Genomic DNA, 26,149 nt, shown 5'->3' on the forward strand with positions numbered 1-26,149 from the left:
CGGGGCATGCGCTCATGACCGGGCGAGCCGCTCGACCCGGTCGTGGAGGCGCTCCACATGGTCCTCGGACTCGGGCTTCATCAGGACGCTGCGGAGGATGCGTGCGCCGTCGGCGTCGGCGGTGATCTTCGGGTGGCGCGCGGTGAACGCGTCGCGGTCGGCCTTGAGGGTGCTCAGGAACACGGGGTCGGGTTCCGCCATGCCGTCGGCCAGGACCCGCGCGGACGCCGCGTCGACGGCGGTGAGGGCGGCGGGTTTCACCGCCGGGAAGTAGCCGACGATGTCCAACTCCGGCTGCTGGTACAGCTCCAGTGCGTCGGAGGCGGTGATCAGGTCGGCCCAGCGCAGGGCGGCCCGGCGGCCGGCCCCGAGGACGCGGCCGAGTTTGTCGGGGGTGGGCGGGAGGACCTGGAAGGTGAGCCACAGGGCGGCGGCCGAGGCGCCGGCGCGGGAGCACTCCAGGCTGATCTCGCCGAGGTGGAGCTCGCTGGAGGTGAAGTAGGTGTAGGGCGAGTCGTGCAGGTAGAAGCGGCCCACCTCGGGGTCGCGGAACAGGACGGCACCGCAGCCGTAGGGCTGGAGTCCGTGTTTGTGCGGATCGACGACGATCGAGTCGCACCGGGCGATCGCACGCCAGGGCTGGGAGGGGAGCCCCTCCGGTCCTTCGGCGCCGGCGAGCAGCGTGAAGAAGCCGCCGTAGGCCGCGTCGACGTGGAGCCGGACACCGTAGCGCTCCCTGAGGGGGAGGGCGTGGTGGATCGGGTCCACGGCTCCGAGGCCGGTCGTGCCGGCGGTGAGGACGACCGTGCCCACCTCTCCCGTCCGCAGGATGTCCTCGAGTGCGTCGAGGCTGATGCGCCCGCGGTCGTCGGTCGGGATCGGGTACCCCTTCATCCCCAGGACGTGGCACATGCGGCCGTGGGTGTAGTGGGCGTCGGCGCTGTAGGCGATGCCGCGGCCGGGGTGCAGCTCGCGGGCGACGAAGAGGGCCTCCAGGTTGGCGATCGTGCCGCTGGTGGTGAGGTGGCCGAGGTGGGTGTCGTAGCCGAACATCGTGGCCAGTCGGGCGACGGCCTCGCGTTCCATGCGGGCGGTGGCGGGGCCGCCGTCCAGCGCGTGGTTGTTGGGGTTGATCAGCATGGTGGTGAGGTGGCCGACGATCGCCGCCGGGTGCGGGGGCTTGAGCATCTGCCCCGCGTAGCGCGGGTGGAAGAAGGGATAGTTCTCCTTCAGTCTCCCGGTGAGCTCCTCGAAGGCGGCGGCGAAACGGTCGTCGTCGACGAGGAGGGACGGGTGCTGCTCGTAGGGACCGAACGTGTCGGACCACTGGTTGATCGCGTCGTTGGCCCGGCCGAGCCAGTGCTGCAGGTCCACTGATCTCCCTCTCTTGCCGACGTACTGGGGTGGTGGGTGTCGACCATAGGAGGTAGTTGACTGCTCAGCAATTGATTGTTCAGTAATTGAGACGACAGTAGGTGAAGAAGCAGTAAAGTCGGCCGGGTGAACCCCGCGAAACGAGACAACGACGAAGCGGCCCGCGCCGCCGACAGCAGGCTCGTGCACGACTTCGGACTGCTGATCAAGGCCGCCACCCGCCTGGAACACCGGATCGACACGGCGCTGCGCAAGGAGTGCCAGGTCAGCCACACGATGTTCGAGGTCCTCATCCGACTCTGCCGGCACCCGGACGAGGAGATCTCACAGCGCAGGCTCGCCGACGACCTGACGCTCACCAGCAGTGGCATCACCCGGCTGATCGACCGCATGGAGGGCGCCGGCCTGGTGCGGCGCCAGCCGGCCCCCGGGGACCGCAGAAGCGTCCTGGTCGAGACGACCGATCACGGCCGTGCGGTGTTCCTCCGGGCCGCCGCCGTCCACGCGCAGGTCGTCGAGCGGTACTTCGTGACACCGGTGCCCCCTGCCGACTACGGACGGCTGACCCGCTCCCTGGGCCAGATCGAGACGGCGCTGCGCGACAGCTGAAACGACTACGGGCGGTAGGGGGCCGTCGCGGGTGAGAGGAGGCGTCGACGAGCCTTTCCAGAGGAACACGGACCGGAATCCCGGCGCACCGCCATGCACGCACTCCGCCGCGGTCCCTCGTCGTCGGCCGTTCGCGGACATGTGCCTCTCCTGGGATCGCAGGAGAGGCACATGTCCGCGCAGCAGGTGGGTCAGGGAGTGTAGACGGTCGGGCGAGGAGCCGTCGGCATGGCGTTGCCGATGAAGAAGCTCGGGTGCGGGGGCTGGTTGTATGCGGTGTTCTGCCAGGCCAGCGCCGTGCGGTACTGGGTGTCGTGGAGCAGGGTCGTGATCTTCGTGTTGGTCTCGCGTGGGGTGGAGTAGATCCGCAGCGCCCTGTTGTCCCCGGTGCGCCAGACGACCTCCTCGCGCCAGTCGCCGAGGATGTCACCGGACAGGGCCGGAGTGGACTTTGTGCCGTTGTTGGACGCGACGCCGGAGCCGGTGAGCAGCCGGGTGTCGCCGGAGGTGCCGTACTTGTCGATGCGGGTGCCGTCGAGGAGCTCACGGACGGGGTCGCCGTCCCACCAGGACAGGAAGTTGATGCTGGACGGCTCCCTGCCCAGGGAGGCTCCGGTGGCGGAGCGCAGGGTGGTGTCGGTGGCGGACCAGGCCTCGGCCCCCGCGCTGCCGGGGTAAATGTCGGCGGCGACGCCCCGGCCGTTGTCGGAGCCCGACGCCGTCTGCCACAGCCTCGCACCCGTGCGCGCGTCGGCCATCCAGGAGCCGGGTTTGCTGGAGTCCTCGGAGACCTTGAAGTACTCCAGGCCCGGACGGGAGGGGTTGAGGTCGCCGACGTGGCCGGCATCGCCGTGGCCCAGCCTGGTGGTCCACAGTCCGCTGCCGTTGTCGTCGACGGTCATCGCGCCGTAGACGATCTCGTCCTTGCCGTCGGCGTCGACATCGGCGATGGACAGGCTGTGGTTGCCCTGGCCGTCATAGCCCTTGCCGCTGTTGCTGGAGGAACTGGTGTCGAAGGTCCAGCGGCGGGTGAAGGCGCCGTTGCGCCAGTCCCAGGCGGCTATCACCGACCGGGTGTAGTAGCCCCGCGCCATGATCAGCGAGGGGCGGGCGCCGTCGAGGTAGGCGGTGCCGGCCAGGAAGCGGTCGACGCGGTTGCCGTAGTTGTCGCCCCAGGAGGAGACGGTGCCGCGCCCGGGGACGTAGTCGACACTCTGCATCGCCTTGCCCGTCTGGCCGTTGAACATCGTCAGGAACTCGGGCCCGGACAGGATGTAGCCGCTGGAGTTGCGGTGGTCGGCGGAGGAGCTGCCGATGATCGCGCCGGTGCCGTCGCGGGTGCCGTCGGCGGTTTTCATGGCGACTTCGGCCTTGCCGTCGCCGTCGTAGTCGTACACCTGGAACTGCGTGTAGTGCGCGCCGGAACGGATGTTGCGGCCCAGGTCGATGCGCCACAGCCGGGTGCCGTCGAGTTTGATGCCGTCGACGATGGTGTTACCGGTGTAGCCGGACTGGGAGTTGTCCTTGGCGTTGGTGGGCTGCCACTTCAGAACCAGGTCCAGGGCGCCGTCGCCGTCGAGGTCGCCGACGGAGGCGTCGTTGGCCTCGTAGGTGTAGGCCGAGTTGCCCGGAGCGGTACCGCCCGCGGGCGGGGAGATCGGCACGTCCTTGTAGCCCGTGCGGAACTGGACCGCGGGCGGGGAAGCGGCCTGCTCGGTGCCGTTGACGACGGCACGCACCGTGTAGTCGGCCGAGGCCGCGGCGCCCGCGTCGAAGTAGTTCGTCGAGGCGGTGACGGGCGAGGGGTTGAGTCTGGTGCCGCCCCGGTAGACGTTGAACGACACGTCGTTCGGGTCGGTCGCCAGCCACCGCCATGACACCAGGTTTCCGCTGCCGGTGTGCACGCTGGACAGGCCGCGGTCGAGCTTTTCGACCTGCCTGGCGGTCGCCGCTTGCGCGGGCTGCGGCAGTGCGACGAGTGCGGAGACGGCCAGTGTGGCGGCGAATACGCCGCTGACGAGCCGGCCGCCCGGCCGGTGGGGTGATCGCCACGGTCGTGGCGTGGTGCGGGGACGCCGGTGCGAGTCGGTCACGGTGGCCTCCGGGGCGTGGGGGTATGGGAACGCTCCCATGTGGAGGGAGCGTAAGAACGGGCTGATGCCTCGTCAAGGATTCTGTCCAGTCCACTGTTCGGGCCTGTTCAGATCCGTGAGTTTCTCGTGCCCTATGGATTGACAGCCGGATGGCGGGCCTTGAACACTGCGGGAGCGCCTCAGTGGGCAACTCGGGTCGAAGGCCGTCGAACTGCTCGCCCCGCTCGTGAACACAGGCGCCTGGCAAGGCAGTTGATAGAGATTCCCGCACCGGCCAGCTTTCCCTTCGAGGAGGAGCGTCTCGTGCCCCCCACCAGTTTGTGAACGCTCCCAGCATGGGCAGGCGGATCTCCCCAGTCCCGGAAACTCCACCCCCCACAACCCGCTGCCCGCCGGCCGCGACGTCCCACGCGCGGCCGGCGGGAAGGGAGGAGCGACCATGTCACCGATTCCTGCTCCCGCTCGGATCGGCCGCCGGACACTGCTCGGTCAAGGCGGTGTCCCCCGACTCGACGGTGTGCATCCACCTGGCCCAGCCGCAGAAGTACGACGTGGTGACGACGTTCTTCAGCCGCTTCGCCGCCAGCGGCGGCGAGTGGGGCATGTCCGTGTTCTCCTCCTACGGCAGCGCAGACGTCGCCCCGGGGATCGTGGAGAACATGCGGAAGATCGCCGCCGCCGACGGGAAACCATTCCTGCGGAGCGAGTTCGGGGGCCGGGTGGAGCGGATCTCCTCCACCCAGGCCGCGCTGGTCGCCTACACCAAGGCGCTGAAGGCCGCCGGGGGCAGGGCATTTTCTACCGGGAGCCGGAGTGCATGTCTCCGTTCACCGGCTACCGCATGGGTGCCTGGGACTCCGCCGGCAAGCGACCCACCTCCATCATGAACGGCTTCACCCAGGCCTGAGCCACGCGAACCGGGCGAGGTGATCCGCGGCCTGCGTGCCGCCACCCCGCCCTCTACCTCCCGGTGATGAAGGACGGACTCATGAGTGTAATGAACATGCCGTTGAAGGGCGTTGGCCGACAGGGCGCCCGGCTGGCGACGGCGGGCCTGCTGACCCTTGCGGTCCTGGCCGGCACAGGCGCGGCCCACACCGCCTCCGCCGCGCCACGCGCGCTGCCCGCCGGTTGTTCCGGCACCTCGGCGATCACCTGCCACTACGGCGTCGCGCCGGGGAACTACGACGTCACGGTCTCCGTCGGCGGCGCCTCGGCCGGACAGACCGAGATGTGGGCGGAGGCCCGGCGGCTGATGCTCCCTGCCACCAGAACGGCGGCCGGAGCCGTCGCCACCTACTCGTTCATCATCAACGTGCGCCAGCCGGAAGGGCAGCCGACCGGCCAGGGGGGCACCGGCAACCCCGGCCTCGACCTGCGCTTCACCGGCTCCGGCCCTCAGGTCTCGGCCGTCTCGGTGAAGCCTGCCTCGCAGCCACTGGTCGCCTACCTGGCCGGTGACTCGACCATGTGCGACCAGCCGACCGCTCCGTACACCGGCTGGGGGCAGATGATCACGTCCGCGGTACGTCCCGGTGCGGCCATCGCCAACTACGGTGACTCCGGCGAGAGTTCGGGAAGCTTCCTCGGCAACTCGGCACTCTTCCCCGCACTGCTGGCCAAGGTCAAGGCGAACGACCCGGTCTTCATCCAGTTCGGCCACAACGACAAGCAGACCAGCGCGTCCGCCTACCGGAACAACCTCACCACCATGATTTCGCGGGTCCGTGCCAAGGGCGGCGTGCCAATCCTGGTGACGCCACCGGTCCGCCGGCTGTTCGACGGCAACCGGCTCACCTCCACCGCCCTGCACGTCAACGGTGTCGGTGTGAACCTGCCGGCCGAGATGCGCGCGGTCGGTACGGCGCAGCGGGTCCCGGTGATCGACCTGACCGCCCGGAGCAAGGCGCTGATCGAATCCCTCGGACCGTCGGCCTCCGCACAGCTCTTCCTCCGCTCCTCCGTCGACGGCGTCACGGACAACACTCACTTCTCCCAGTACGGCGCGACCCAGATGGGCGGGCTGCTGCTCCAGGCCGTCCGGGAGCAGAACCTGCCCCTGGCCGCCCATCTGCGCTGACCGATGCAAGGGACACCGTCCCCGGGAGGGAACCGATGAAGAACCTACGGACCGTCGTCACCACCGTGCTGGTGATCGCCCTGTCGAGCCTCGGACTCGGTGCGGCCTCAGCGGCCGACGGCGCCGCGACGCACTGCTCCGGCAACTCGGCCACCGCCGCCACCGCCGCCCGCGCTGCCGCCCAGCCGGTCACCGTGTGGCTGGCCGGCGACTCCACCATGGCCAACCCTGGCTCCGCCCGCTGCCCGGTCGGCTGGGGCAGCCAGTTCGACGCCCTGTTCAACGCCGATGTCACCGTCAGGAACCAGGCCGTGGGAGGCCGCAGCATCCAGACCTGGATGTACGAGGGGAACGTCAGCGGCACCAAGGGCTCGGACGGCGAGTGCCGGCTCACGTCCAACGGCTACTCGTCACGCTGGCAGTCGATGCTGAACGCGAGCACCGGGATGAAGGCGGGCGACTACCTGTTCATCCAGTTCGGCATCAACGACTCCTCCTCGACCTGCCCCCGGCACGTCGGCCCGACCCGCTACCGGCAGCTGATGACCACGATGGTGCAGGCCGCCCTGGCACGGGGAGCGCACCCCGTGCTGCTCACGCCGGTCGCCGCGATCACCTGCTCCGGAAGCACGGCGACGAAGAACCGCGGCTTCGTGAACGAGACCTTCGCCGTCGGCTCCGCCACCAGGGCACCGGTCGTCGACCTGCAGTCGCTCAGTGTCTCCCTCTACAACAGCCTGCGCTTTTGCCCGCACAACGGCGACTACGGATCGGGACCCGTGGGCGCCTTCTTCTGCAACGACCACACCCACTTCGAGAGTTACGGCGCGCAGCGGATCGCCGGACTCGTCGCCGGTGACGTGCGCCGGCAGAACCTCCCGCTCGCCGCGTACCTCAGGTAGTGCCGACAGCCGGTCGTGAGGGGCTGACTAGCATGGCTGTCGGCATCCGAAGACGCCGCGTCGGCCTCCCGGCCGACCGGCTCGGCCGAGGGCAGGAAGGGCACAGCGCGATGACGGGGCTCAGTGACGCCGCCGCACTCGACGACCCGGTGGGCGAATCGCTCCGCGGGCACCACGCACATCTCGCCCGCCGGCTCGGCGGCGCCCTCACCTACGAACCCACGGTCGCGACCTTCTCCGCGGTGTCCGCCGAGCCGGACGCCGAAGCATGGGCGGACCTGGCGAAGCTGCTGGGACCGGGCGAGTTCGCCGACATGTTCAGCTGCCCGGTCCTGCCGCCGTCGGACTGGGAGCCGGTCTTCGTCCTCGAAGGCCGCCAGATGATCTGGACCGGCGACAGCAGCCCCGACCCCTCTCCCGCCGAGCTCGGCTCCGGCGTCGTCGAACTCGGCGTGGAGAGCGTGCCCGAGATGCTCGACCTCATCGAGCGGACCCGCCCGGGGCCCTTCTGGCCGCGCACGCACGAACTGGGCACCTACCTCGGCGTCCGCGAGGGCGGCACACTCCTGGCGATGGTGGGGGAGCGGCTGAGGCCTCCCGGCTGGACCGAGATCAGCGCCGTCTGCACCGCCCCCGACGCACGCGGGCAAGGCCACGCGGTCCGCCTGCTGCGCGCGCTCATCGCACGCATCGTGGCGCGCGGTGAACGCCCCTTCCTGCACGTGGCCGAGGCGAACAGCGGCGCGCTCGCGCTCTACCAGCGGCTCGGGTTCGACACCCGCAAGCACGTGACGTTCCGCGGTTTCCGCACCCCGTGAGCCGTCGGATCCGCCTCTGCCGCCCGCCCCGGGCGGTGGCGCGGGCCTGGTAAAGCGCTTGCGTCCGAAAGGTTCCGCCCCAACCATGCGGCGAGCCGACGACGGCAGGGACCGTTGACGGTCGAGGACGCGAGGCGGCACTGCGTCCCGGATGGCGCCCGGCCCGGCACGTGGTGCCCGGCATCGTGGCCGCCGCCGGGCGGACACCCATGGATCTCAACAGGTCCGAACAACAAATCCCGACAGGATTCTTGACGGCACGTCAGGAGTCTCCCTACGCTCACCTGACCTGGGAGCGCTCCCAGAGCACCTGTTCGCGCACCCCCCACTCGCGTACCGCCCCGCCCTCCTCGGACAGGGCGCGGGCAAGGAGGAACAGGACCATGCAGATACCCCGGCAGAGAAGCAGGACGCTCGGGCTGAGGACCGCTCTGGTCACAGCCGTCACCGGCCTGCTCGCCACACTCCTCTCGCTCCAGCCGGTGTCCGCGCAGCCGGCGCCGCAGCGACAAGGGCCCGCCCGCGTGGCGGCAGCGGACAACCCCTACGAGCGGGGCCCGGCCCCCACGCTGAGCAGCGTCGCGGCTCAGCGGGGCACGTTCGCCACCGCGGAGATCACCGTCTCGCCCGGCAACGGCTTCAACGGCGGCAAGATCTACTATCCGACCGACACCAGCAAGGGCACCTGGGGCGCGATCGCCGCCGTGCCCGGCTACACCGCCCGGTGGAGCGCCGAAGGCGCCTGGATGGGGCCCTGGCTCGCCTCCTTCGGGTTCGTCGTCATCGGCATCGACACCAACAGCCCCACCGATTACGACACCGCCCGGGGAACCCAGCTCCTCGCCGCGCTGGACTACCTCACCCAGAAGAGCCCGGTACGCGACCGCGTCGACCCCGGCCGGCTGGGCGTGCTCGGCCACTCCATGGGCGGCGGCGGCGCCATCAGCGCGGCCGTACGGCGACCGTCCCTGAAGGCGGCCCTCGCGCTCGCGCCGTTCTCGCCCTCGCAGAACCTGTCCGCCCTGCGCGTCCCGACGATGATCATGGGTGCCCGGGACGACGGCACGGTCACCCCGTCCTACCTCGACGGTCTCTACGGCGGCATGCCGGCGGCCACGCAGAGCGCCTTCATCGAGCTCGCCGGGGGTGGCCACGGCTTCCCCACCTGGGGCAACTCCAACGTGACGCGCCGTACGATCCCCTGGCTCAAGATCTTCCTCGACAACGACACCCGCTACACCCAGTTCCTGTGCCCGTCGCTGGCGGACCGCGGCAACATCTCCCGGTCGAAGACCAAGTGCCCCTACGTGCCGCCGGGCGGCACGACCCCGCAGCCGGCCGGCGGCAAGATCGTGGGTGCCGGCTCCGGCCGCTGCCTGGACGTGCCGAACTCCTCGCAGACCAACGGCACTCAGGCGCAGTTGTGGGACTGCCTGGACCGCGCCGGCCAGAAGTGGACCCGCACCGACGCCGGCGAGCTGCGCGTGTACGGCGGAAAGTGCCTGGACGCCGAGGCCTCGGGCACCTCCGCGGGCACGCGGGCGGTCATCTGGGACTGTCACGGTGGCCAGAACCAACGCTGGAGCGTCAACGCCGACGGCACGATCACCAGCGCCCGCTCCGGCCTGTGCCTGGACGCGTCCGGCTCCGGTACCGCCAACGGGACCCGGGCGGTCCTGTGGAACTGCAACGGCGAAGCCGGCCAACGCTGGACCCTCGGGTGACGCGGATCGGTTCCGGCCACTGCGCACGCCTCACCAGGCCGCGTCCTCCCACTGGTCCAGCAGGGCTTCGGCCGACACCTCCTCGGGCTCGCCGACCGGGCTCCGGGTCGACTGTTCGGTCCAGATGACCTTGCCACGGGCCATGTAGCGGGTGCCCCACCGCCGGGCGAACTGAGCGACGAGGAACAGTCCCCGTCCGCCCTCGTCGGTGGTCGCGGCCCGGCGCAGATGCGGTGAGGTGCTGCTGCCGTCGGCGACATCGCAGATCAGGCTGTCACCGTCGTGCAGCACCCGCAGCCGGATCGGTTGGATGCCGTAGCGGATGGCGTTGGTGACCAACTCGCTGACGATCAACTCGGTCGTGAACGCCATCTCCTCCAGTCCCCAGGTCCTCAGACGCCCGGTGACCTCCGCCCGGATGCCCGCGACGGCCGCCGGATCGCCGGGCACGTCCCACTCGGCCACCTGGGACGGATCCAGCAACCGGGTGCGGGCGACGAGCAGGGCGATGTCGTCACTCGACCGGGCCGGAAGCATCGCGTCGAGGACGTCCCGGCAGGTCTCCTCGGGGGCCCGGCCCGAGCGGGACAGGGCGTCCCTCAGCGCCGCGAGACCGCCGTCGATGCCCCGCTTGCGGTCCTCGATCAGACCGTCCGTGTAGAGGACCAGCCGGGAACCCTCGGGGAGGACGAGTTCGGCGGTCTCGAAGGGCAGACCGCCGCCCAGACCGAGCGGCGGGGAACCGGGCACCCGCAGGAATTCCACGGTGCCGTCGGGATGCACCAGGGCCGGCTCCGGATGCCCGGACCGGGCCAGGGAGCACATCCCGGAGGCCGGATCGTAGACGGCGTAGAGACAGGTGGCGCCCGACACGCTCTCGTTGTCCTGCTCGGTGTCGCCGTCGATCCGCGCGACCAGCTCGTCCAGATGTCCCAGGAGCTCGTCCGGGGGCAGGTCCAGGGCGGAGAAGTTGTGCACCGCGGTACGCAGCCGGCCCATCGTCGCCGCGGCATGAAGACCGTGCCCCACCACGTCCCCGACCACCAGCGCGACCCGTGCACCGGGCAGCGGAATGACGTCGAACCAGTCGCCGCCGACGCCCTCCAGGGCAGGCAGGTAGCGGTGGGCGACCTCCACGGCCGCGTGGTCGGGCAGGGAGCTGGGCAGCAGGCTGCGCTGAAGGGTCTCGGCCAGGGTGTGTTCCCGGGTGTAGCGGCGGGCGTTGTCGACGGCCATCGCCGCCCGCGCGGCCAGTTCCTCGGCGAAGGCCAGATCCTCCGCGCCGAAGGGAACACCGTCCGAACGCCAGAAGCTCGCCATGCCCAGCACCACGCCGCGGGCCTGGAGCGGCACCGTGATCAGGGAGTGGAAACCGAGGTCCAGCACACGCCGGGCGCGAGCGGGATCCTGGGCGCTCATCCAGCCGCCGGAAGCGGTCAGGTCGACGTCCAGGACCGCGCGGCCACGCTCGGCGCCGATCGCCACGGGCGATGTGGGCACGAAGCGGATCAGCTCACCCACCGGATAGAGGGACCGGGCACCGTCGGCGCCGTGCACCGCCACCCGACGCATCTGGGGACCGGGCCCGGCCGACACCGCGCCCCGCAGGATCGGATCGAGCAGATCGACCGTCGCGGCGTCGGCGAACCGGGGGACCGCCACCTCGGCCAGTTCCTGCGCGGTGCGCACCACATCCAGAGTGGTTCCGATCCGCACCCCGGCCTCGTACAGCAGCCCCAGCCGTTTCCGGGCCACCTCCGCCCGCCCCGCCAGGGCACGCAGCTCCGTCGTGTCACGCAGCGTGGCCACGCTGCCCGCAGAGCGGTCGTCGGGGCCGACCGGCCGTACGTTGACCGCCAGCAGCCGGTCGCCGGCCAGGTGCACCACGTCGGTGACCGGCCGGCCCGAACCCAGCAGCGCGGCGGTGCCCGCCTCCAGACCGAGATCACGGACCCGGCGCTCCTCGGCGTCCACGGGCAGATCCAGCAGCCGCCGGGCCTCGTCGTTGGCGAGCAGCAGCCGCCCGTCGCCCCCGATGATCAGTACGCCCTCCCGCACCGCGTGCAGCACCGCGTCGTGGTGCTCGTACATCCGGGTCATCTCGGACGGGTCCAGGCCGCGCGTCTGCCGCCGCAGCCGCCAGGAGACCAGCGCCGTCCCGCCCGCGGCCACCGCGAGAGCCCCGCCGGCGAAGCCCAGCAGCTGCGGCAACTGGTCCTGCACCACGTCGTCGACGCTGGCGACGGTGACCCCGACCGACACGAAGCCCACGATGCTGATCCCGTTGGTGTCGTAGACGGGGACCGTCGTGTCCACGGCAAGGCCCAGGCTGCCCTCGAACGTCTTGGTGAACGGCCGGTCGGCGGCTGCGCCCTCGCGCTTGGCATAGATGTGCTTGCCGATCAGCCCCGGGTCGGGATGGGTCCAGCGAAACCCTTGAGGATCGAAGGTCACCACGTAGTCGACGCCGGTGTTCTTCCGGGTGTCCTCCGCGCGCGGTTGCAGCAGGGCGGTGGGGTGGCCGGAATTCATGGCATCCAGCGTGCCCGGCGCCCGTGCGAAGGACTGGGCGACGCCCTTCGACAGCTGCCGGGCCTCCTGCGTGCTCGACTCCCGTGCCTGCACCACGAGAGCCCCTCCCGCGACGGCGGCGAACAGCACCATGATCACCAATTGCAGCAGAAACACCTGGCCGGCGACGCTGCGCACCCTCGGCAGGTCCCTCCATCGCGCTCTCGGGGGCCGGTTGCCCGGCTCCTTCCGGGCGTCGTGCTGCGCGGCACGCCGCGAGGCCCGCCGCGTACGCCCGCCATTGTGTGCGGGGAAGCGAAGGGCCGAGAATCGGCCAAGGTGCCGGACCATACCGACTCTCTACCACGCACTCTTCATATTCAGCCATATGGCTGCATTCAGTCGGTTCGGATGCGAGCCCATTCCCGCCAGCGCCTGGTCACGGAGTCCCCGTGCTCGAGCCACCACTCGATGTCGAGGTCGAAGCCCGACAACAGGTGGCCTGGAGTGCTCGCCAGATGCACGGCGGTGGACTCGGTGAGGTACCCGTAGGCGGCGGGCACCACAGGGCCGTCGGGGTAGAGCCGCGCCATGTGGGCCTGCACCTCGGGCCTCAGCGCGAAATCGATGAGCCGGTAGGCGGCATCCGGGTTCGCGGAGCCCTTGGGGATTCCGTAACCGTTGCTCTGCCTGCGGGCACCGTTCCACTCGTACGCGAGCGGAGTCCCTGCCGCGAGCAGGGGCTGGAGCCTGCCGGCCCAGGTGCTGGAGGCCACGACGCTGCCGCGGGACAACAGCTCACCCGGCTCCGCCCCGTACTCCCAGAACGTCCGTACCGAGCCCCTGATCTCGTCGAGGGCCTTGAAGGCCCGGTCCACATCGAGGGGGTAGAGCCGGTCGAGCGGCACACCGTCGGCGAGCAGGGCGAATTCCAGTTCCGGCCAGTCCACCTCGCCCTGCAGCGCACGGCGGCCCGGGAAGGTTCCGAGGCTCCAGAAGTCCGCCCACGACTCGGGCCCGCGCCCGTCGACGGCGTCGGTGCGGTAGGCGAGGACGCTGGCCCAATAGCTCTTGCCCACGCCGTTGGGAGTGAGCAGGGAGTGCGCGATGCCCGCTTTCCTGGTGTTCTTCAACCGGCCGTAGTCCAGTTGCTCGGAGGCGCCCTCACGCTCGAAGAGCAGCAGGTTGGACATGTCGATGTCCATGACGTCGAACCGTGGACTGCCCTCCTTGATCTGGGCGAGCATCTGCGCGTGCCCCAGGTTCACCGTCTGGATCCGGATGCCGGTCTCCCTGGTGAACGGGTCGTACACCGCCTTGCGGTTCGCCTCGCCGTAGGAGCCGCCGAAGTTCCGGACGACGAGCGTCCTGCTGCTCTCGGTGGTGCTCCGGCCGGTGCGGCTCTCGCACGCGGTGAGCGACACCGCGGATGCGCCGGCCGCCGTCCCCCCGACTGCGGCCAGGAAGGCTCTGCGGCCGATTCCGACGTCTCCCACCGGCTGCCTCCCCAGTGTCGTCTGGATCCGTGAGGGAGGGTGGTCCCGACCGGCCCCTTCTCTCCTGCGGCTTCAATCGGTTCTTACCAGGAAAAGTGTCGCCTTCACGGACGTGATGGGTGGGAGTCCACCACGTATCCGTGGCTCTTGTCGACGACGTTGCGGACGGGCGGCCCTCGACGTGGCGGGTGAGGTTGTCCAGGAACGGTTCGATGAGTGCTTCCCTCTCACCCGCGGGCTCGCCCGCCATGTACGGCGAGACGAGGACGCCGGGCATGTCCCACAGTGGTGATTCGGCGGGCAGTGGTTCCTGGGCGAAGACGTCCAGGGCGGCTCCGGCGAGCCGTCCGGCGGCGAGGTGGTCGACGAGCGCCTCCTCGTCGACCAGTCCGCCCCGGCCCACGTTGATCAGTCGTGCTCCCGGCTTCATCGCGGCCGGCACGGAGGCGTCGACCATGCCCCGGGTGTCCCGGGTCAGCGGTGCGGCCAGGACGACGTAGTCGGCCTGGGCGAGTGCCGTGTGCACGGTGGACGGGGCGTGGACGGTCCCGAAGTCGGGGTCGTCCGGGCGGGCTGTGCGGCCGGCGCCGCACACCCGCATGCCGGCGGCCGTCAGCAGCCGGGCGATGGCCCGGCCGATGGGCCCGGTGCCCCACGCCAGCACGGTGCGGCCGGTGATCGTCTCGCTCTGGTGCGGACGCCATGCGCGGTGCTGCTGGTGCTCCCAGGCGCGGGGGAAGTCCTTGGCGAGGGAGAGGATCAGTTCGAGGACGTACTCGGCAATGGACTCGTCGTACACACCAGCGTGACGCCGGGATCCTCGACCAAGGCGGAGAACAGGAACGAGTCCACTCCGGTAGCCGTCGCGTGGACCCAGCGGGGTGCTTTGTCGGGGTTGTCGGGCCATGCTTCGCGGATGGCGGCGGTGGAGCCGGTGAAGGAGAGCTTGCGGATCTGCCCGCCGCGCAGGAGGGGTTCGATGACGCCGGCGGCGTCGGTGGTGGTGACGATGTTCAGCACACCGGCGGGCAGGCCGGCTTCGGTGAGGATCGCGGCCAGGGCGAGGCTGGTCAGGGGGGTCTGGGGGGCGGGCTTGAGGACGACGGTGCAGCCCGCGGCGAGGGCCGGGCCGATCTTGCGGGTGCCCATGGCCAGCGGGAAGTTCCACGGGGTGATCAGCAGACAGGGAACGACCGGCTGGCGGGTGACCAGCAGACGGTTCTTGCCGTCGGGGGCGGTCATCATGCCGCCGTCGATCCGCACGGCCTCCTCGGAGAACCAGCGGAAGAACTCCGCGCCGTAGGCGACCTCGGCACGCGCCTCGGCCAGGGGTTTGCCCATCTCCAGCGTCATCAGCAGCGCGAGATCCTCGGTGCGTTCGATGATCAGGTCGTAGGCGCGGCGCAGGATCTCACTGCGTACCCGGGGCGCGGTCGCGGCCCAGGCCGGCTGGGCGGCCACGGCGGCGTCGACGGCGCGCTGTCCGTCGGCCGGGGAGGCGTCGGCGACACGGCACAGTTCCTCGCCGGTGGCCGGGTCGTCGACCGACAGCGTCCGGCCGGACTCCGCGTCCTGCCAGCCACCACCGATGAAGAGCTGCTTGGGAACATCACGGACGACCGGCGTGGTCATGGCTCTCTTCTCCTTGAGATCGTGGTGCAGGTGGTGTTTGCGGAGGTGCGGCCGCTGTCGTGCCCCTTGAGCAGACGGAGGGGAAGCGGGGCCGGGCACCGGGGGAGAGACGCCCGGCGGCGACCAGGGCGAGGGCGAGGATCGCCAGGGCGATGAGGACGGCGCTGACGGCGGTGACGGTCGGGTCGACGTCGAACCGGAGGGCGTTGAAGACCAGGACCGGCAGGGTGCGGGTGTCGGGGGTGGACGGGAACTGGGCGATGAAGAACTCGTCGAAGCTGGTGATGAAGGAGAACACCGCTGCGGCGATGAGGCCGGGGGCGGCCAGGGGAAAGGAGATACGGCGGGCGATGGTCATGCGGCTGGCGCCCATGCTGGCGGTGGCGTCTTCGAGGCGTTCGTCGATGGCGCGCAGGGTGGAGATCATCATGATGAGGATCGCGATGGGCGCGGCTAGGACGGTGTTGCCGAGGGCGATGGCCAGAGGGCTGCCGAGCGTGCTGGCGGGTTCGAAGAACAGGAACAGGCCGAGCGCGATGACCACTTGGGGGATGAGCGTGGGGGCGAGGACCAGTCCGTAGACGGCCGCGTGCAGGGGGAGGCGGCCGCGTGCGAGTGCGGCGGTGACGCCCAGGCTGAGAGAGAGGACGGTGGTCCGGGCGAAACCGGTGTGGTGATCGGCACCACCTCGGTGGGGGTGCCGCGCGATACCGGGGAGAGAGAAGAGAACGCTGCTTCAGGTGCGGAAAAAGCACCGGATTCTCGTCCGGCACGGCAGACAGAAACCGAAGGAGAAACCTGGGCGTCTGCCGTGCGGGACCGTTGTCGCCTTCGGTCAGATGCCGAGCATGGTGTTGAGGTCGTCCAGGGACTTCACGGTGACGTAGTCGTAGCCGTGGGTGACCGGGTCGTAGCCGCGGTCCAGCAGGACCAGGTTGCGGAAGCCCATGTCGTGCATCGACTGGTGGTCGTAACGGGTGTGCGAGGCGACGTGCACGAAGTCCTCGGGGGACGCGTCGAGCTTCTCGAGCATGTACTCGAACGCGGCGTAGCGGGGCTTGTAGTAGCCGGCCTGCTCCGCGGTGAGGACGGCGTGGAAGTCCGCACCGAGCTTGGGCACGCTTTCCGCGAGGAAGGAGTCGTCGGCGTTGGAGAGGATGACCAGCTTGTAGTGCTCGGCCATCTTCTTCAGCGGCTCCACCACGTCCGGGTGGGGGCCCCAGCTGCGCACACCCTCGGCGAAGCGCTTGCCGGCGTCCGGGGCCGCCTTCACACCCCACTTGCGGCAGACCCGCTCGAAGGAGTCCTGCAGCACCTGCTCGTAGGGGTAGTACTCGCCACGGACCTGGTCGTAGCGGTAGCCGCGGAACTCCTTGACGAACTGGTCCCACTGCTCCGCGGGGATCTGGTCGCCGACAAGCTCGTAGGTGATGGGGGTGATCGGGTACTCGATCAGCGTGCCGTAGCAGTCGAACGACACGTACTTCGGACGGAACTGCAACGAGGGAATGGCCATGGAGATGTTCCAATGTCTCTTCTGAGGGAACCGCACGGGTTCGGGACGGTGTTCTCAGGAATGCCCGTGAGGGGCTTCCCGCAGGTGCGCGACGACGTCGTCCAGGCGCACGGTCAAGGAACGCTCGATATTGATCCAGTCGTCCTTGGCGTGATCGAGGAGGTACTCGCGCCGTTCGGGTGCACGTTCAGCGCGCCAGTTCGTGATCAGCGCACGCAGTGTGAGCCGTGCCAACGCGGCAACCGGGAGCAGTGGAAGTTCCGAGGCCCGGATCGGCCGTTCCCGCTGGTAGCCGGCGACGAAGGCGCAGGCGTCCTGCCAGGGGTGATCCGGAGTCCTGCCGAGCAGGTTCGCCATGGGAACGGCGGGGTCGAAGATCACGGCACTGCGCACGGTGTCGCCGAAGTCGATGACCCCGGTGACGAAGTGATCACTCGTGGGATCCACCACGATGTTGTAGGGGCTGAAGTCACCATGGATGACTTGCGTCTCGAGATCGCCCAGCTTGGGGACGACGTTTTCGCCGAAGAGCCGGAAGACCGTTCGGGCCGACCGGCGGTGCTCGGGGTGAGGCGTGTGCTCGACCAGTTCGGTCAGCTGGTGGAAGTGCCGGATGTCCCACGCCAGACCTCGTCGGTCGGCCGGGTGGGTGAACTCCTTGAGCGCCACGTCGATCAGCCCGAGCATCTCGCCCGCCCTGGCGAGCCGCTCGGCGTCCGGGTTCACGTCGGCCAGGACCTGGCCTTCGACGAAGTCGAACACCCGCAGGACCCGAGTCCTGCCGTCGTTCAGCCGGATGGCCACATGGTCGTCGCCGCCGGCGGTCAGCTTCACCCGCTGGACGGGCAAGTGCGGGGCGGTGTTCTCGAGGTAGCGCATCGCGGCGGTCTGGAGGGCGACGACCGCCTCCGCCTCTTCAGGGGGTGAGATCTTCACGAGGTGGTAGCTCGAGCCGGTGCCGAGTCTGAACGTGTCGTCCTTCTCGGTCGCCAGTCGCTCCAGACGCCCGCTGAGGCGGTAGTGCTTCTCAAGGAAGATGCTCACCAGCATCACGTCGATGGGCTGATGGGACGACGTCAGGCCGCTCTGCTCGAGGAGCCGTTGGGCGTAGGTCGGAGCTGGTGAGGTGTTCACGGTCAGTCCCTTCGGCCGGCCTGCTACAGGCGGTTTTTCGCGACCTCGGCGAAGGTCTCGAGGAAGCGGGTCACATCGGCGGAGTCGAAGGCCAGCGGAGGGCGGATCTTCAGTGTGTTCGCCGACGTGCCCGTGCCGTTGATCAGGATGCGGCGATCGCGCATGTCGTTGATGACGTCTTCGGCAAGTGCGCGGTCGGGCTCGAGCGTCTCCCGGTCCTTGACGATCTCCACGCCGACGAAGAGACCGGCGCCGCGGACTTCGGCGATGTAGGGGGAGTCCTTGGTGATCTCCCGCAGCCCGGCGCGCAGAGCGTTGCCGCTCTCCAGAACGCGCTGTTGCACATTCTCCTTCTCGAGGACGTCCAGCACCGCGGCTCCGGCGGCCACGGGGATGGAACTGCCGCCGAAGGTGTTGAAGTAGCGGACGTTGCGTCCGAACTCCTCGCAGACCTCGGGGCGGAAGACGACACCCGAGATCGGCAGGCCATTGCCCATCGGCTTGCCCATGGTGACGATGTCCGGCAATACGCCGTGGCGGCTGAATCCCCACATGGAGTCCCCGAGCCGGGCGAAGCCCGACTGGACCTCGTCCGCGACGTAGACACCCCCGGCGGCGTGCACCTCCTCCACCATGGCCTGCATGTAGCCGGGCGGGTCGGTGAAGATGCCGTCGCTGCTGTAGGCGCAGTCGGTGATCAGCGCGGCGAGCCGGTAGCCGTGGCGTTCGAGGTCGTCGATCGCGCCGCGCACCTGCTGCCGCATGTGCTCGTCGAGCGTGGAACCGGGCGCGACCAGGCGCGGGTCGGGAGCGTCGATGAGCCGGACGTTCGGGCCGAGCGGTGAGCCGGCGCCCAGGGTCGGCGAGAAGCTCGCCACCTCGCGGGTGATGCCGTGGTAGGCCCAGCGGGTGACGATGATGCCCTCGCCGCCCGTGTGGAACCTCGCCACGCGCATGGCCAGGTCGTTCGCCTCCGAGCCACTGCACGCGATGCTCAGCTTCGACAGCTCCTCGGGGAAGGTCGCGAGAAGCCGCTCCGCGTAGTCGACCAGTGCTTCCTGGACGTAGCGCGTGTTGGTGTTGACCGCGGTCATCTGCCGGGCGACGGCCTCGGCGACGTGGGGGTGGGCGTGTCCGACGCACGGGACGTTGTTGTAGGCGTCGAGATAGTCGTTGCCGTCCCGGTCGATCAGGTGGGCGCCGTGACCGGAAACGAACTCGACCGGCTCCTTGTAGATGAGCGTGTAACCGGGGCCCAGCACCCGCTCGCGGCGGTGGATGGTCTCTTGGATGTGGTCGGGGAGTTCGCTCACTGCGCCCGGGTCGAACCGGTTGGGGTAGTGGGCGATTGCCCGACTGAGCGTCGAAGTCATCTGCAGGCACACCTTCAGTCTGGTTTTCGTCGAGGTTGCTCGCTGCTGTGGCTGAGACCATACCATCGTTTGTTCCAGTTCCAACCTGAAACTAGAAGAATTTTCGGCTGGATCTGCAGAGCCATCCGAGAGCGGGGAGCCGACTGGTAACTCCCCTTGGAGGAAGGGAAGTTCGGGGATCTTCTCGAACAGGTTGGGCCTGGTCGGCGACGGCGAGGGAGGTGTCGTAGCGCTGCGCCTCGAAGTCGAAGTTGCCGACCGGTCCGCAGCACAGATCGTCCTGCGGCGTGCAGGGGATACCGGCGTCGGCCAGGACGCGACTGGTGGCACCGGCGATCCCGGGGCGAAAGGCGCGGGTGAAGCTGTCGACGAAGAGGATCGCCTTGGCCGGCCCCCCGGGTTTGGCCGCGCGCAGGGTCGTGCGCAGGCTCCGGCGGGAGGCGAAGGCGGGGATCTTTCGCTTGGTGGTCACCCCGCCCAGGCGGGCCAGGAGAGTGCCGAGCGGGCCGCGCGGCAGCAGGTTGATGGGGCGGGCGGCGTATCCGGCCAGGGTCGAGGTCAGGGGCAGCCGGCCCAGCGAGTAGTGGGAACGCGGACGGATCCTGCCTTTGTAGTGCTGGTGGAGGAACTCGGCCTGGTAGGTGGCCATGTCGACACCGACCGGGCAGTCGCTGGAGCAGGCCTTGCACGACAGACACGGATCCCACGCGTCGCGCACTTCGGTGCGAGCGGGGAAAACCACTGCCTGTGGCGGGCCACGGTAGTTGGAGGCGTCGTAGGCGTGCGGTTCGGTGCCCCCCCCCGGGCCGGCCTCCACCCGCAGACCGGGCGCCGGTTCGGCGAGATGTACATCAGGGACGTGAGGGGGGCTCTCATCGATCCACCGCCCATCCTCTCGGCGTCTGTCCGACGCCTACTTGATGAGATCCTTGAACTTGTAGTAGCCGCCCGCGAAGGGCAGGAACCAGGGCGGGCCGAAGTGGCCCGGGATGCGCTTGAAGGGCAGGTCGCTCCACGGGTTGGCGCCCGTGGCCCCGTTCATGTGCTCGGCCATCTGCTTGCCCATGTGTGTGGCCATCTGGACGCCGTGGCCGGAGTAGCCGAGTGAGTAGAACAGTCCGTCCTGTTCGCCGGCGTGCACCATGCGATCCATGCTCATGTCGACCAGTCCGCCCCAGCAGTAGTCGACGCGGGTCTTCGTGAGCTGCGGGAAGACCTCGGTCATCGCCTTGTGCAGGATGCGTCCGCTCTTCTCGTCCGACTGCGGGTTGGACATGGCGAACCGGGCGCGGCCGCCGAACAGCAGCCGGTGGTCCGGGGTGATGCGGAAGTAGTTGAGCAGGTTCATGCTGTTCGACGCCATCCGCCGGTTCGGCAGGAGCATGTCGCAGACGTCCTTGCCCAGCGGCTCGGTCACGATGATGAAGCTGCCGACCGGCGCGATCCGCACCTGGTGCCAGCGCAACGGCCGGCTGGTGTAGCCGCTGGTCGCCACGAGCACCTGGTCGGCGCGGACACGCCCGCGCGGGGTGACCAGCTCGTGCTTGGTGCCGCCCAGCCTGTCGATCTTCTCGACCGGGGCCTTCTCGTGGATGGTGACGCCGAGCCGCGCGGCCGCCTCGGCGAGCCCCTTGGTGAACTTGCCGACGTGCAGCCCGGCGCTCCGGGTCTCGACCATCGCGCCGTGGAAAGAGCCGGAGCCGATCTCGGAGTGGAGTTCACCCTTGGGGACCAGACGGGTCTCCAGCCCGAGCCTGCCCGACATGATCTCGTGGGTCTTGCGCAGGCCCTCGAAGTGGGCCGGCTTGGACGCCAGGTTCAGCTTGCCGGTACGGGCGAAGTCGCAGTCGATGTTCTCGTCCGTGACGAGCTTCTCGAGGGTGTCGACCGCGTCGTGGTAGTGCATCAGATACGCCTTGGCGGTGTCGAAGCCGTAGCGGGAGACCGCGTCGCGGAAGCCGATCGACATGCCCGTGGTGGCCATGCCGCCGTTACGGCCCGACGCACCGAAGCCGACCGTGTCCTTCTCGAAGACGTGCACGTCGGCGCCCTGGCGGGCCAGGTGCAGTGCCGCCGACAGACCGGTCAGGCCCGCGCCGATGATCGCCACGTCGACATTCCCGCCGATGTCCGTCCTGGACCGGTCCGGTCCCTGGGGGGCGGTGTCGAGCCAGTAGGGGGTGAACTTCATGTCGCTGCTCTCTCCTGCCAGTGCCGTCAGCCGCTAGGGGGGTCGGAAGCTGCTCGCTGCTGCGCACAGACCATAGCACTTACAGTTCCAGTTCCAATCTGAAACAATAAGGTGAGGGTGATGCGGTCCGGCGGTCAGGTGCGGAGTGCTGTGTGCGGCGATCCCGAAGCTGTAGATCCGGGTATACCGGCTCAATCTAGACGTCGAAGGGGGTGGGCGACCAGCGTCTTGCGTGGAAGAGATGCCCCTGTACGGCGTCGGACATCGACCAAAAGGCGTAGATCGCGAGTGGTACGCTCACCGGTATGCGGTCAAGTCGCCCTGAACACAGGGGCGATCAGCCCGGCGACGTCACTGCGTCGCGGCGGCTGGCCGCACAGGGGTCCACCGTCTGATCGATGCTCGCTGCCGACCATCAGTTCGTCATCGACCCCCAGTCTCCTGGCCCGCGCCGCGGTGCGGCGATGCCGCCTGGAGTACTCCGGGGACCCTTCGGAGTGCATGACAGATGAGCCGAGAACCGTCCGGCACAGCGGAAGACGAGGGCGAGAGCCGCAAGGGCACCCTTCAACGCTCCCGGGTGACGGTGGCAGACGGGCGCGAGCAGCCTCGCGTCACCCCGCTGAAGCCCGTGATCATCACACCCAGGCCGGTCCCGGCAGGACCGGCGTACCGGGCTCGCTATGGTCATCACGTGACCTCTAACCCCACCCCTCGCGACTACAACAAGGCATCGGTCCTCGACGTGGTCCTCTCCCACGCGCCCCTGACCCGGAACCAGCTGATCGAGCTGACGGGCCTGAGCAAGGCCACCGTGTCCAGAGCGGTGGAGGAGCTCCGGGCCGACGGCTTCGTCGTCGACGGCGGTATGGACGAGGTCACCGGCCGCGGCCGTCGGTCCACCTATCTCGACCTGCCCGGCACGACCGGACACGTCGTGGGCATCAGCTTCGGTGCGCAGACCACCGGTGTGCTGGTGACCGATCTCAGGGGCCGCGAGGTGCAACACCTGGCTGTCCCCACCGCCGAGCACCAGGACGTCCAGGACGCCGCGCGATGGCTGGTCGACCTGATCGCGCAGGCCGCCGAATCCGCGCAGGGCCCTCTCCGCCAGATCGTCGCCGCGGTTCCCGGCCGGGTCCGGGGTGGCACGGAGATCTTCGGCCCCGCGGAGTCGATGAAGATCTTCGAGGGCCCCGACCTCCACCGGGCCATCGAGGGCCTGGTCGACGCCCCCGTGCTCCTCGACAGCGATGCCAACGCGGCCCTGCTCGGGATTCTCACGAACGACGCCACCATCACCAATGCCGCGCTCTTCAGCGTCAGCACCATACTGAACTTCGCCAGTTGCACGGAGCGCGAGCTCGCCCGGGGGAGCACGCCCACCTTCGGCGACATCGGTGTGCTGTCGTCCGGGGACGGAAACGAGATCCTCGACGAACTGCTGAGCACCAGGGGCCTTCTCCGCTTCGCGCGTAAGCGGGGGCTCGCCCTGGAGCGGGTCGAGGACCTCTGGCTGGAGTCGCACCCCGAGGCTCCGCATGCCGAGGTGCTCGAGGCGTTCACCACGGCGATCGTGACCGCTGTCAGCGTCGTCGCCGTGACGCTGGACCCCGAGTCGGTCTACTTCGTGGGCCGGCTGCGTCCACTCGTCGACGAGGTGCTTCCGGAGGTGCGCGGCCGACTCGACCGGAGCCTGCCGGCCGTCCCCGAGATCAGGCCGGTGGAGCATCTGATCGGTCTGTCGACGGCACAGGGAGCGGTGTACGCCTGCCTGACGATGGCTCAGGAACGTCTGCGGGACGCCGTACTCGGGGCACGGCGTCAGAACCAGCCCGCCGAACAGTCGGCACCTGCGTTCTGAGCCGGACCGAAGGCGACGCTCACCGCCGCGCACCTGAGCGATCGTCGGCCCGCTACCGAAGCAGCTCCACAGAGAGATGCGAGGACAGCGCGCCGAGGAACCCGGCCGCGTCGAAGATCTTGCCGGCGGAGGCGACGCCGACCGTCCGGGTCTGCCCGGTGAGGATGCGGTGGACCGCCTCCACCGCGAGCGGCGCCGTCACGGCGTAGATGTCCTGCCCCCTCGCCACGGCCCGCCGCTCCCTGCCACCGGAGCGCACGACGACGTCGACGAGGAAGGTCTGGGCGGATCGTCCCCGGTCGTCGACCGCGGTCGGTGCCGGCGTGTCCGGGGCCGACACGTCCCGGGCCGCCTCGGCCGTCATGTGGGTGCGCACGTCGGGGACGGACAGGTGGCTGGGGATGGTGACGACATCGGCCATCGAGAACTCCCCGATGACCGCCCGGGAGCCCACCGGCTCGGGAAAGGGCCACTGGAGCGTAGGCGCGGCGTCCCGGCGGTAGTCCAGCCGACCGTTCCGGTACACGACGCGAGCCCCCTCGCGCCGCTGCCGGGAGACCGTGCCCGCGGCGCGCGTCCCGTGCGTGGGCTGCCAACCGCTCAGCGCGTACGCGACGTGCACCTCGTCGGCCGTGGCCCAGTCGTCCATCGCCGCGGTGGCCAGCAGGTCGCCGAGTCCGCCGAAGAAGGCCATCGCCGGGACGATCACTGCACCCGCGGCGCGGGCCCGGTCCGCGAAGTACCCGAACGTGTCCGCGTTCGCCTCGATCTCCGCTGCCACATCGACATACGGGATGCCGGCGCGCAGGGCCGCCTCGATCACGGGGGCGGCGGTCGTGGCGAACGGCCCCGCACAGTTGACCACCGCCGCCGCCCCCGCCAGTGCCCGGTCGAGCGAGTCCGGGTCGTCGGCCGACGCCGGCCGGGCCTCGATCCCGGGATACGACGCCGCCAGCGCCTTCAACCTGCCCTCGTCGCGGCCGGAGAGGACCGGGACGAACCCGCGCGCCCACAGCTCCGCCACCACGAACCGCCCGGTGTGCCCGTACGCGCCGAACACCGCAACCGTCTGCACCGATCCCATGAGCTCTCCCCTGTGCTCGAATGATCCGACTGCGCCCATCCTGACGGCGTTGAATACCTGGCCGTGAGTGTCTGGAACGACATGCCCCATACAATTACGGACATGACCACTGTCGCGCTGGCCGCCACCGACGGGATGCTGCACTTCGAACTGTCCCTGGCCCACGAGGTGTTCGCCGCCGCCCCGGCCGGGGTGACGGCCCCCTGGTACGACCTCACCGTCTGCGGACCGGCCGCCGTGCGGGTCGGCCGGTTCCGGCTGGAGCCCGACGCCGGACTCGACCGGCTCCGGCACGCCGACACCGTGATAGTCCCCGGCTGGGCCGACATCGACGAGGACCCGCCCGCCCCCCTGGTCGACGCGGTGCGCGAGGCGCACGAGGCAGGCGCACGTGTGGCCTCCCTGTGCACGGGCGCGTTCGTACTGGCCGCAGCAGGGCTTCTCGACGGGCGGCGCGCCACCACGCACTGGGCGCACACCGAGGCCCTGGCCGACCGCCACCCCGGGGTGGCGGTCGATCCGGACGTGCTCTACGTGGACAACGGCAGCGTGCTCACCTCCGCCGGCAAGGCCGCCGCGCTGGACCTGTGCCTGCACCTCGTGCGCCTCGACCTGGGCTCGTCGGTCGCCAACGCCGTCGCCCGCCGGCTGGTCGTACCCCCGCACCGGGCCGGCGGCCAGGCCCAGTTCGTCACCGCCCCGGTGCCCGACCAGGACGACCACCCGCTCGCCGCCCTGCTCCCGTGGGCCATCGAACGACTCGACCAGCCGCTGACCGTGGAGGACCTGGCCCGCCGGGCGGGCATGAGCTCCCGCCACCTGAGCCGCCACTTCAAAGCGGCGACCGGCACGACCCCTTTGCAGTGGCTGCTGACCCAGCGCATCCGGCGCGCCCAGGAACTGCTGGAGAAGACCGACGACAGCGTCGACAGCATCGCGACGGCCACCGGTATGGGGACCTCCACGACCCTGCGCCGCCACTTCAACCGCACGGTCGGCGTGCCCCCGGACGCGTACCGCAGGACGTTCCGCTCCCGGACGCCCTGATCACGGACGACGCTACGTCCGCCCGGCGCTGCGAAGAACGGCGAACACCCCCCGGACGCGGGTGCCGTCCGGCATCTGCCAGGAGCCGCTGACCTCGCCGATCACGCCCTGCGGAGGGAGCGTCGAACCGGCCGGGACGGGCCGCAGGACCCGGTGCACACGGAGGGTCGTGCCCTGCGACGTGCTCAGCGCGGTGCCCTCCCGGTCGTCGGCGGCTGTGAAGTCCGTGGGAAGGGAGCCGTCACCGGTGCCGGTGACGATGACCTCTCGGTCGGGGACGTCGCTGAGGTTCTGGTCCTGGGCCTGAACCCGGCCCTCGATCAGGGCCGCCAACTGGCCGGTCAGCACGGAGTCCTGGCAGCCGTCGTAGGCCCAGCGCCTCCCCAGCACGCCGTGCTCCATCGTGCCCACGAGGGCGTGCTCCGCCCCTTCGCGCGGGGCACCGCGGTAGGTGAGGGGCACCAGGTACGTGGTCGGCCGGGGCCCGCGGGTGTCGGTGGCCACGATGAACTCGATCCCCACCTCGCCCCGCGGGTCGTCGAGCCGGAAGCCGCCGGCCTTCGTCAGCTCCGGTTCGGCCGCGCCACCGCGGTACCACGGCCGGGAAGGCAGCCAGGAAGTGAGCAGGTCCAGCTTGCTCGGCTCAAGGGTCGTGTCGTGGATGACGGCCATACCGGAGGAATCCTTCCGTTGCGTCCGTG

General features: G+C 69.8%; 20 protein-coding genes and 2 pseudogenes. 7 read left to right on the forward strand and 15 right to left on the reverse strand.

Annotated features, from left to right (window positions below):
- Nucleotides 1-12: 12 nt before the first annotated feature.
- The gene (locus tag ACIQHQ_RS28465; protein WP_402616894.1) at nt 13-1,374 is read right to left on the reverse strand and encodes a pyridoxal phosphate-dependent decarboxylase family protein; all 1,362 of its coding nucleotides are present in this window, start codon (nt 1,372-1,374) and stop codon (nt 13-15) included.
- A 126-nt stretch (nt 1,375-1,500) separates the two neighbouring features.
- Between ACIQHQ_RS28465 and ACIQHQ_RS28470 the strand changes: the two genes are divergently transcribed.
- A complete protein-coding gene (locus ACIQHQ_RS28470; protein ID WP_402616897.1) occupies nt 1,501-1,983 on the forward strand; it encodes a MarR family winged helix-turn-helix transcriptional regulator in 483 nt (160 codons plus the stop codon).
- A gap of 191 nt (nt 1,984-2,174) precedes the next feature.
- On the opposite strand, the gene ACIQHQ_RS28475 is transcribed toward ACIQHQ_RS28470, so the two are convergent.
- Both ACIQHQ_RS28475 and ACIQHQ_RS28480 read right to left on the reverse strand, forming a co-directional pair.
- The gene (locus tag ACIQHQ_RS28475) at nt 2,175-4,115 is read right to left on the reverse strand and encodes a rhamnogalacturonan lyase (protein ID WP_402616900.1); all 1,941 of its coding nucleotides are present in this window, start codon (nt 4,113-4,115) and stop codon (nt 2,175-2,177) included.
- Nucleotides 4,116-4,518: 403 nt separating this feature from the next.
- Nucleotides 4,519-4,680, reverse strand: coding sequence for a hypothetical protein (locus ACIQHQ_RS28480; RefSeq protein WP_402616903.1), 162 nt, complete (start codon nt 4,678-4,680; stop codon nt 4,519-4,521).
- Nucleotides 4,681-5,064: 384 nt separating this feature from the next.
- On the opposite strand from ACIQHQ_RS28480, the gene ACIQHQ_RS28485 reads away from it, so the two are divergent.
- The 4 genes from ACIQHQ_RS28485 (at nt 5,065) to ACIQHQ_RS28500 (ending at nt 9,600) form a co-directional block, all read left to right on the forward strand.
- Nucleotides 5,065-6,156, forward strand: coding sequence for a rhamnogalacturonan acetylesterase (locus tag ACIQHQ_RS28485; protein ID WP_402616906.1), 1,092 nt, complete (start codon nt 5,065-5,067; stop codon nt 6,154-6,156).
- Between the two features lie 35 nt (nt 6,157-6,191).
- A complete protein-coding gene (locus tag ACIQHQ_RS28490; protein ID WP_402616909.1) occupies nt 6,192-7,058 on the forward strand; it encodes a GDSL-type esterase/lipase family protein in 867 nt (288 codons plus the stop codon).
- 110 nt (nt 7,059-7,168) lie between these two features.
- Nucleotides 7,169-7,876, forward strand: a complete 708-nt coding sequence (locus ACIQHQ_RS28495) for a GNAT family N-acetyltransferase (protein ID WP_402617452.1) — start codon at nt 7,169-7,171, stop codon at nt 7,874-7,876.
- Between the two features lie 383 nt (nt 7,877-8,259).
- Nucleotides 8,260-9,600: a ricin-type beta-trefoil lectin domain protein gene (locus ACIQHQ_RS28500; RefSeq protein ID WP_402616912.1), complete on the forward strand. Its 1,341-nt coding sequence runs from the start codon at nt 8,260-8,262 to the stop codon at nt 9,598-9,600.
- Nucleotides 9,601-9,630: 30 nt separating this feature from the next.
- Here the strand turns inward: ACIQHQ_RS28500 and ACIQHQ_RS28505 are convergent, their stop codons facing one another.
- From ACIQHQ_RS28505 to ACIQHQ_RS28550, 10 genes and pseudogenes are all read right to left on the reverse strand, one after another.
- Nucleotides 9,631-12,462, reverse strand: coding sequence for a SpoIIE family protein phosphatase (locus ACIQHQ_RS28505; protein ID WP_402616915.1), 2,832 nt, complete (start codon nt 12,460-12,462; stop codon nt 9,631-9,633).
- Between the two features lie 47 nt (nt 12,463-12,509).
- Entirely contained in the window at nt 12,510-13,607 is a 1,098-nt protein-coding gene (locus ACIQHQ_RS28510) for an ABC transporter substrate-binding protein (protein WP_402616918.1), read from the reverse strand.
- Nucleotides 13,608-13,911: 304 nt separating this feature from the next.
- Nucleotides 13,912-14,514, reverse strand: a pseudogene (locus ACIQHQ_RS28515) (NAD(P)-dependent oxidoreductase); the annotation flags it as partial.
- Between the two features lie 17 nt (nt 14,515-14,531).
- Nucleotides 14,532-15,239 (reverse strand): annotated as a pseudogene (locus tag ACIQHQ_RS28520) (aldehyde dehydrogenase family protein); the annotation flags it as partial.
- Nucleotides 15,217-15,948: an ABC transporter permease gene (locus ACIQHQ_RS28525; RefSeq protein ID WP_402617455.1), complete on the reverse strand. Its 732-nt coding sequence runs from the start codon at nt 15,946-15,948 to the stop codon at nt 15,217-15,219. The gene ACIQHQ_RS28525 and the pseudogene ACIQHQ_RS28520, both read right to left, overlap by 23 nt.
- Before the next feature lie 126 nt (nt 15,949-16,074).
- Complete coding sequence (locus tag ACIQHQ_RS28530) at nt 16,075-16,755, reverse strand: haloacid dehalogenase type II (RefSeq protein WP_402616921.1); 681 nt, start codon at nt 16,753-16,755, stop codon at nt 16,075-16,077.
- 54 nt (nt 16,756-16,809) lie between these two features.
- Nucleotides 16,810-17,889, reverse strand: a complete 1,080-nt coding sequence (locus ACIQHQ_RS28535; protein ID WP_402616924.1) for a phosphotransferase — start codon at nt 17,887-17,889, stop codon at nt 16,810-16,812.
- Between the two features lie 23 nt (nt 17,890-17,912).
- Entirely contained in the window at nt 17,913-19,262 is a 1,350-nt protein-coding gene (locus ACIQHQ_RS28540; RefSeq protein WP_402616927.1) for an aspartate aminotransferase family protein, read from the reverse strand.
- Between the two features lie 91 nt (nt 19,263-19,353).
- Nucleotides 19,354-19,911 carry a hypothetical protein gene (locus ACIQHQ_RS28545; protein WP_402616930.1) on the reverse strand — a complete coding sequence of 186 codons (558 nt, stop codon included), beginning with the start codon at nt 19,909-19,911 and terminating at the stop codon, nt 19,354-19,356.
- A gap of 264 nt (nt 19,912-20,175) precedes the next feature.
- A complete protein-coding gene (locus ACIQHQ_RS28550; RefSeq protein WP_402616932.1) occupies nt 20,176-21,453 on the reverse strand; it encodes an NAD(P)/FAD-dependent oxidoreductase in 1,278 nt (425 codons plus the stop codon).
- A gap of 694 nt (nt 21,454-22,147) precedes the next feature.
- On the opposite strand from ACIQHQ_RS28550, the gene ACIQHQ_RS28555 reads away from it, so the two are divergent.
- Nucleotides 22,148-23,317: an ROK family transcriptional regulator gene (locus ACIQHQ_RS28555; RefSeq protein WP_402616935.1), complete on the forward strand. Its 1,170-nt coding sequence runs from the start codon at nt 22,148-22,150 to the stop codon at nt 23,315-23,317.
- 52 nt (nt 23,318-23,369) lie between these two features.
- Here ACIQHQ_RS28555 and ACIQHQ_RS28560 read toward each other — a convergent pair whose 3' ends face one another.
- A complete protein-coding gene (locus tag ACIQHQ_RS28560) occupies nt 23,370-24,401 on the reverse strand; it encodes a saccharopine dehydrogenase family protein (protein WP_402616938.1) in 1,032 nt (343 codons plus the stop codon).
- Between the two features lie 102 nt (nt 24,402-24,503).
- Between ACIQHQ_RS28560 and ACIQHQ_RS28565 the strand changes: the two genes are divergently transcribed.
- Entirely contained in the window at nt 24,504-25,448 is a 945-nt protein-coding gene (locus ACIQHQ_RS28565) for a helix-turn-helix domain-containing protein (RefSeq protein ID WP_402616940.1), read from the forward strand.
- A 12-nt stretch (nt 25,449-25,460) separates the two neighbouring features.
- On the opposite strand, the gene ACIQHQ_RS28570 is transcribed toward ACIQHQ_RS28565, so the two are convergent.
- Nucleotides 25,461-26,120: a 1,4-alpha-glucan branching protein gene (locus tag ACIQHQ_RS28570; protein ID WP_402616942.1), complete on the reverse strand. Its 660-nt coding sequence runs from the start codon at nt 26,118-26,120 to the stop codon at nt 25,461-25,463.
- Nucleotides 26,121-26,149 lie beyond the last annotated feature (29 nt).

Origin of the sequence: Streptomyces sp. NPDC092370 (assembly GCF_044755265.1) — a bacterium.
GTDB lineage: Bacteria > Actinomycetota > Actinomycetes > Streptomycetales > Streptomycetaceae > Streptomyces.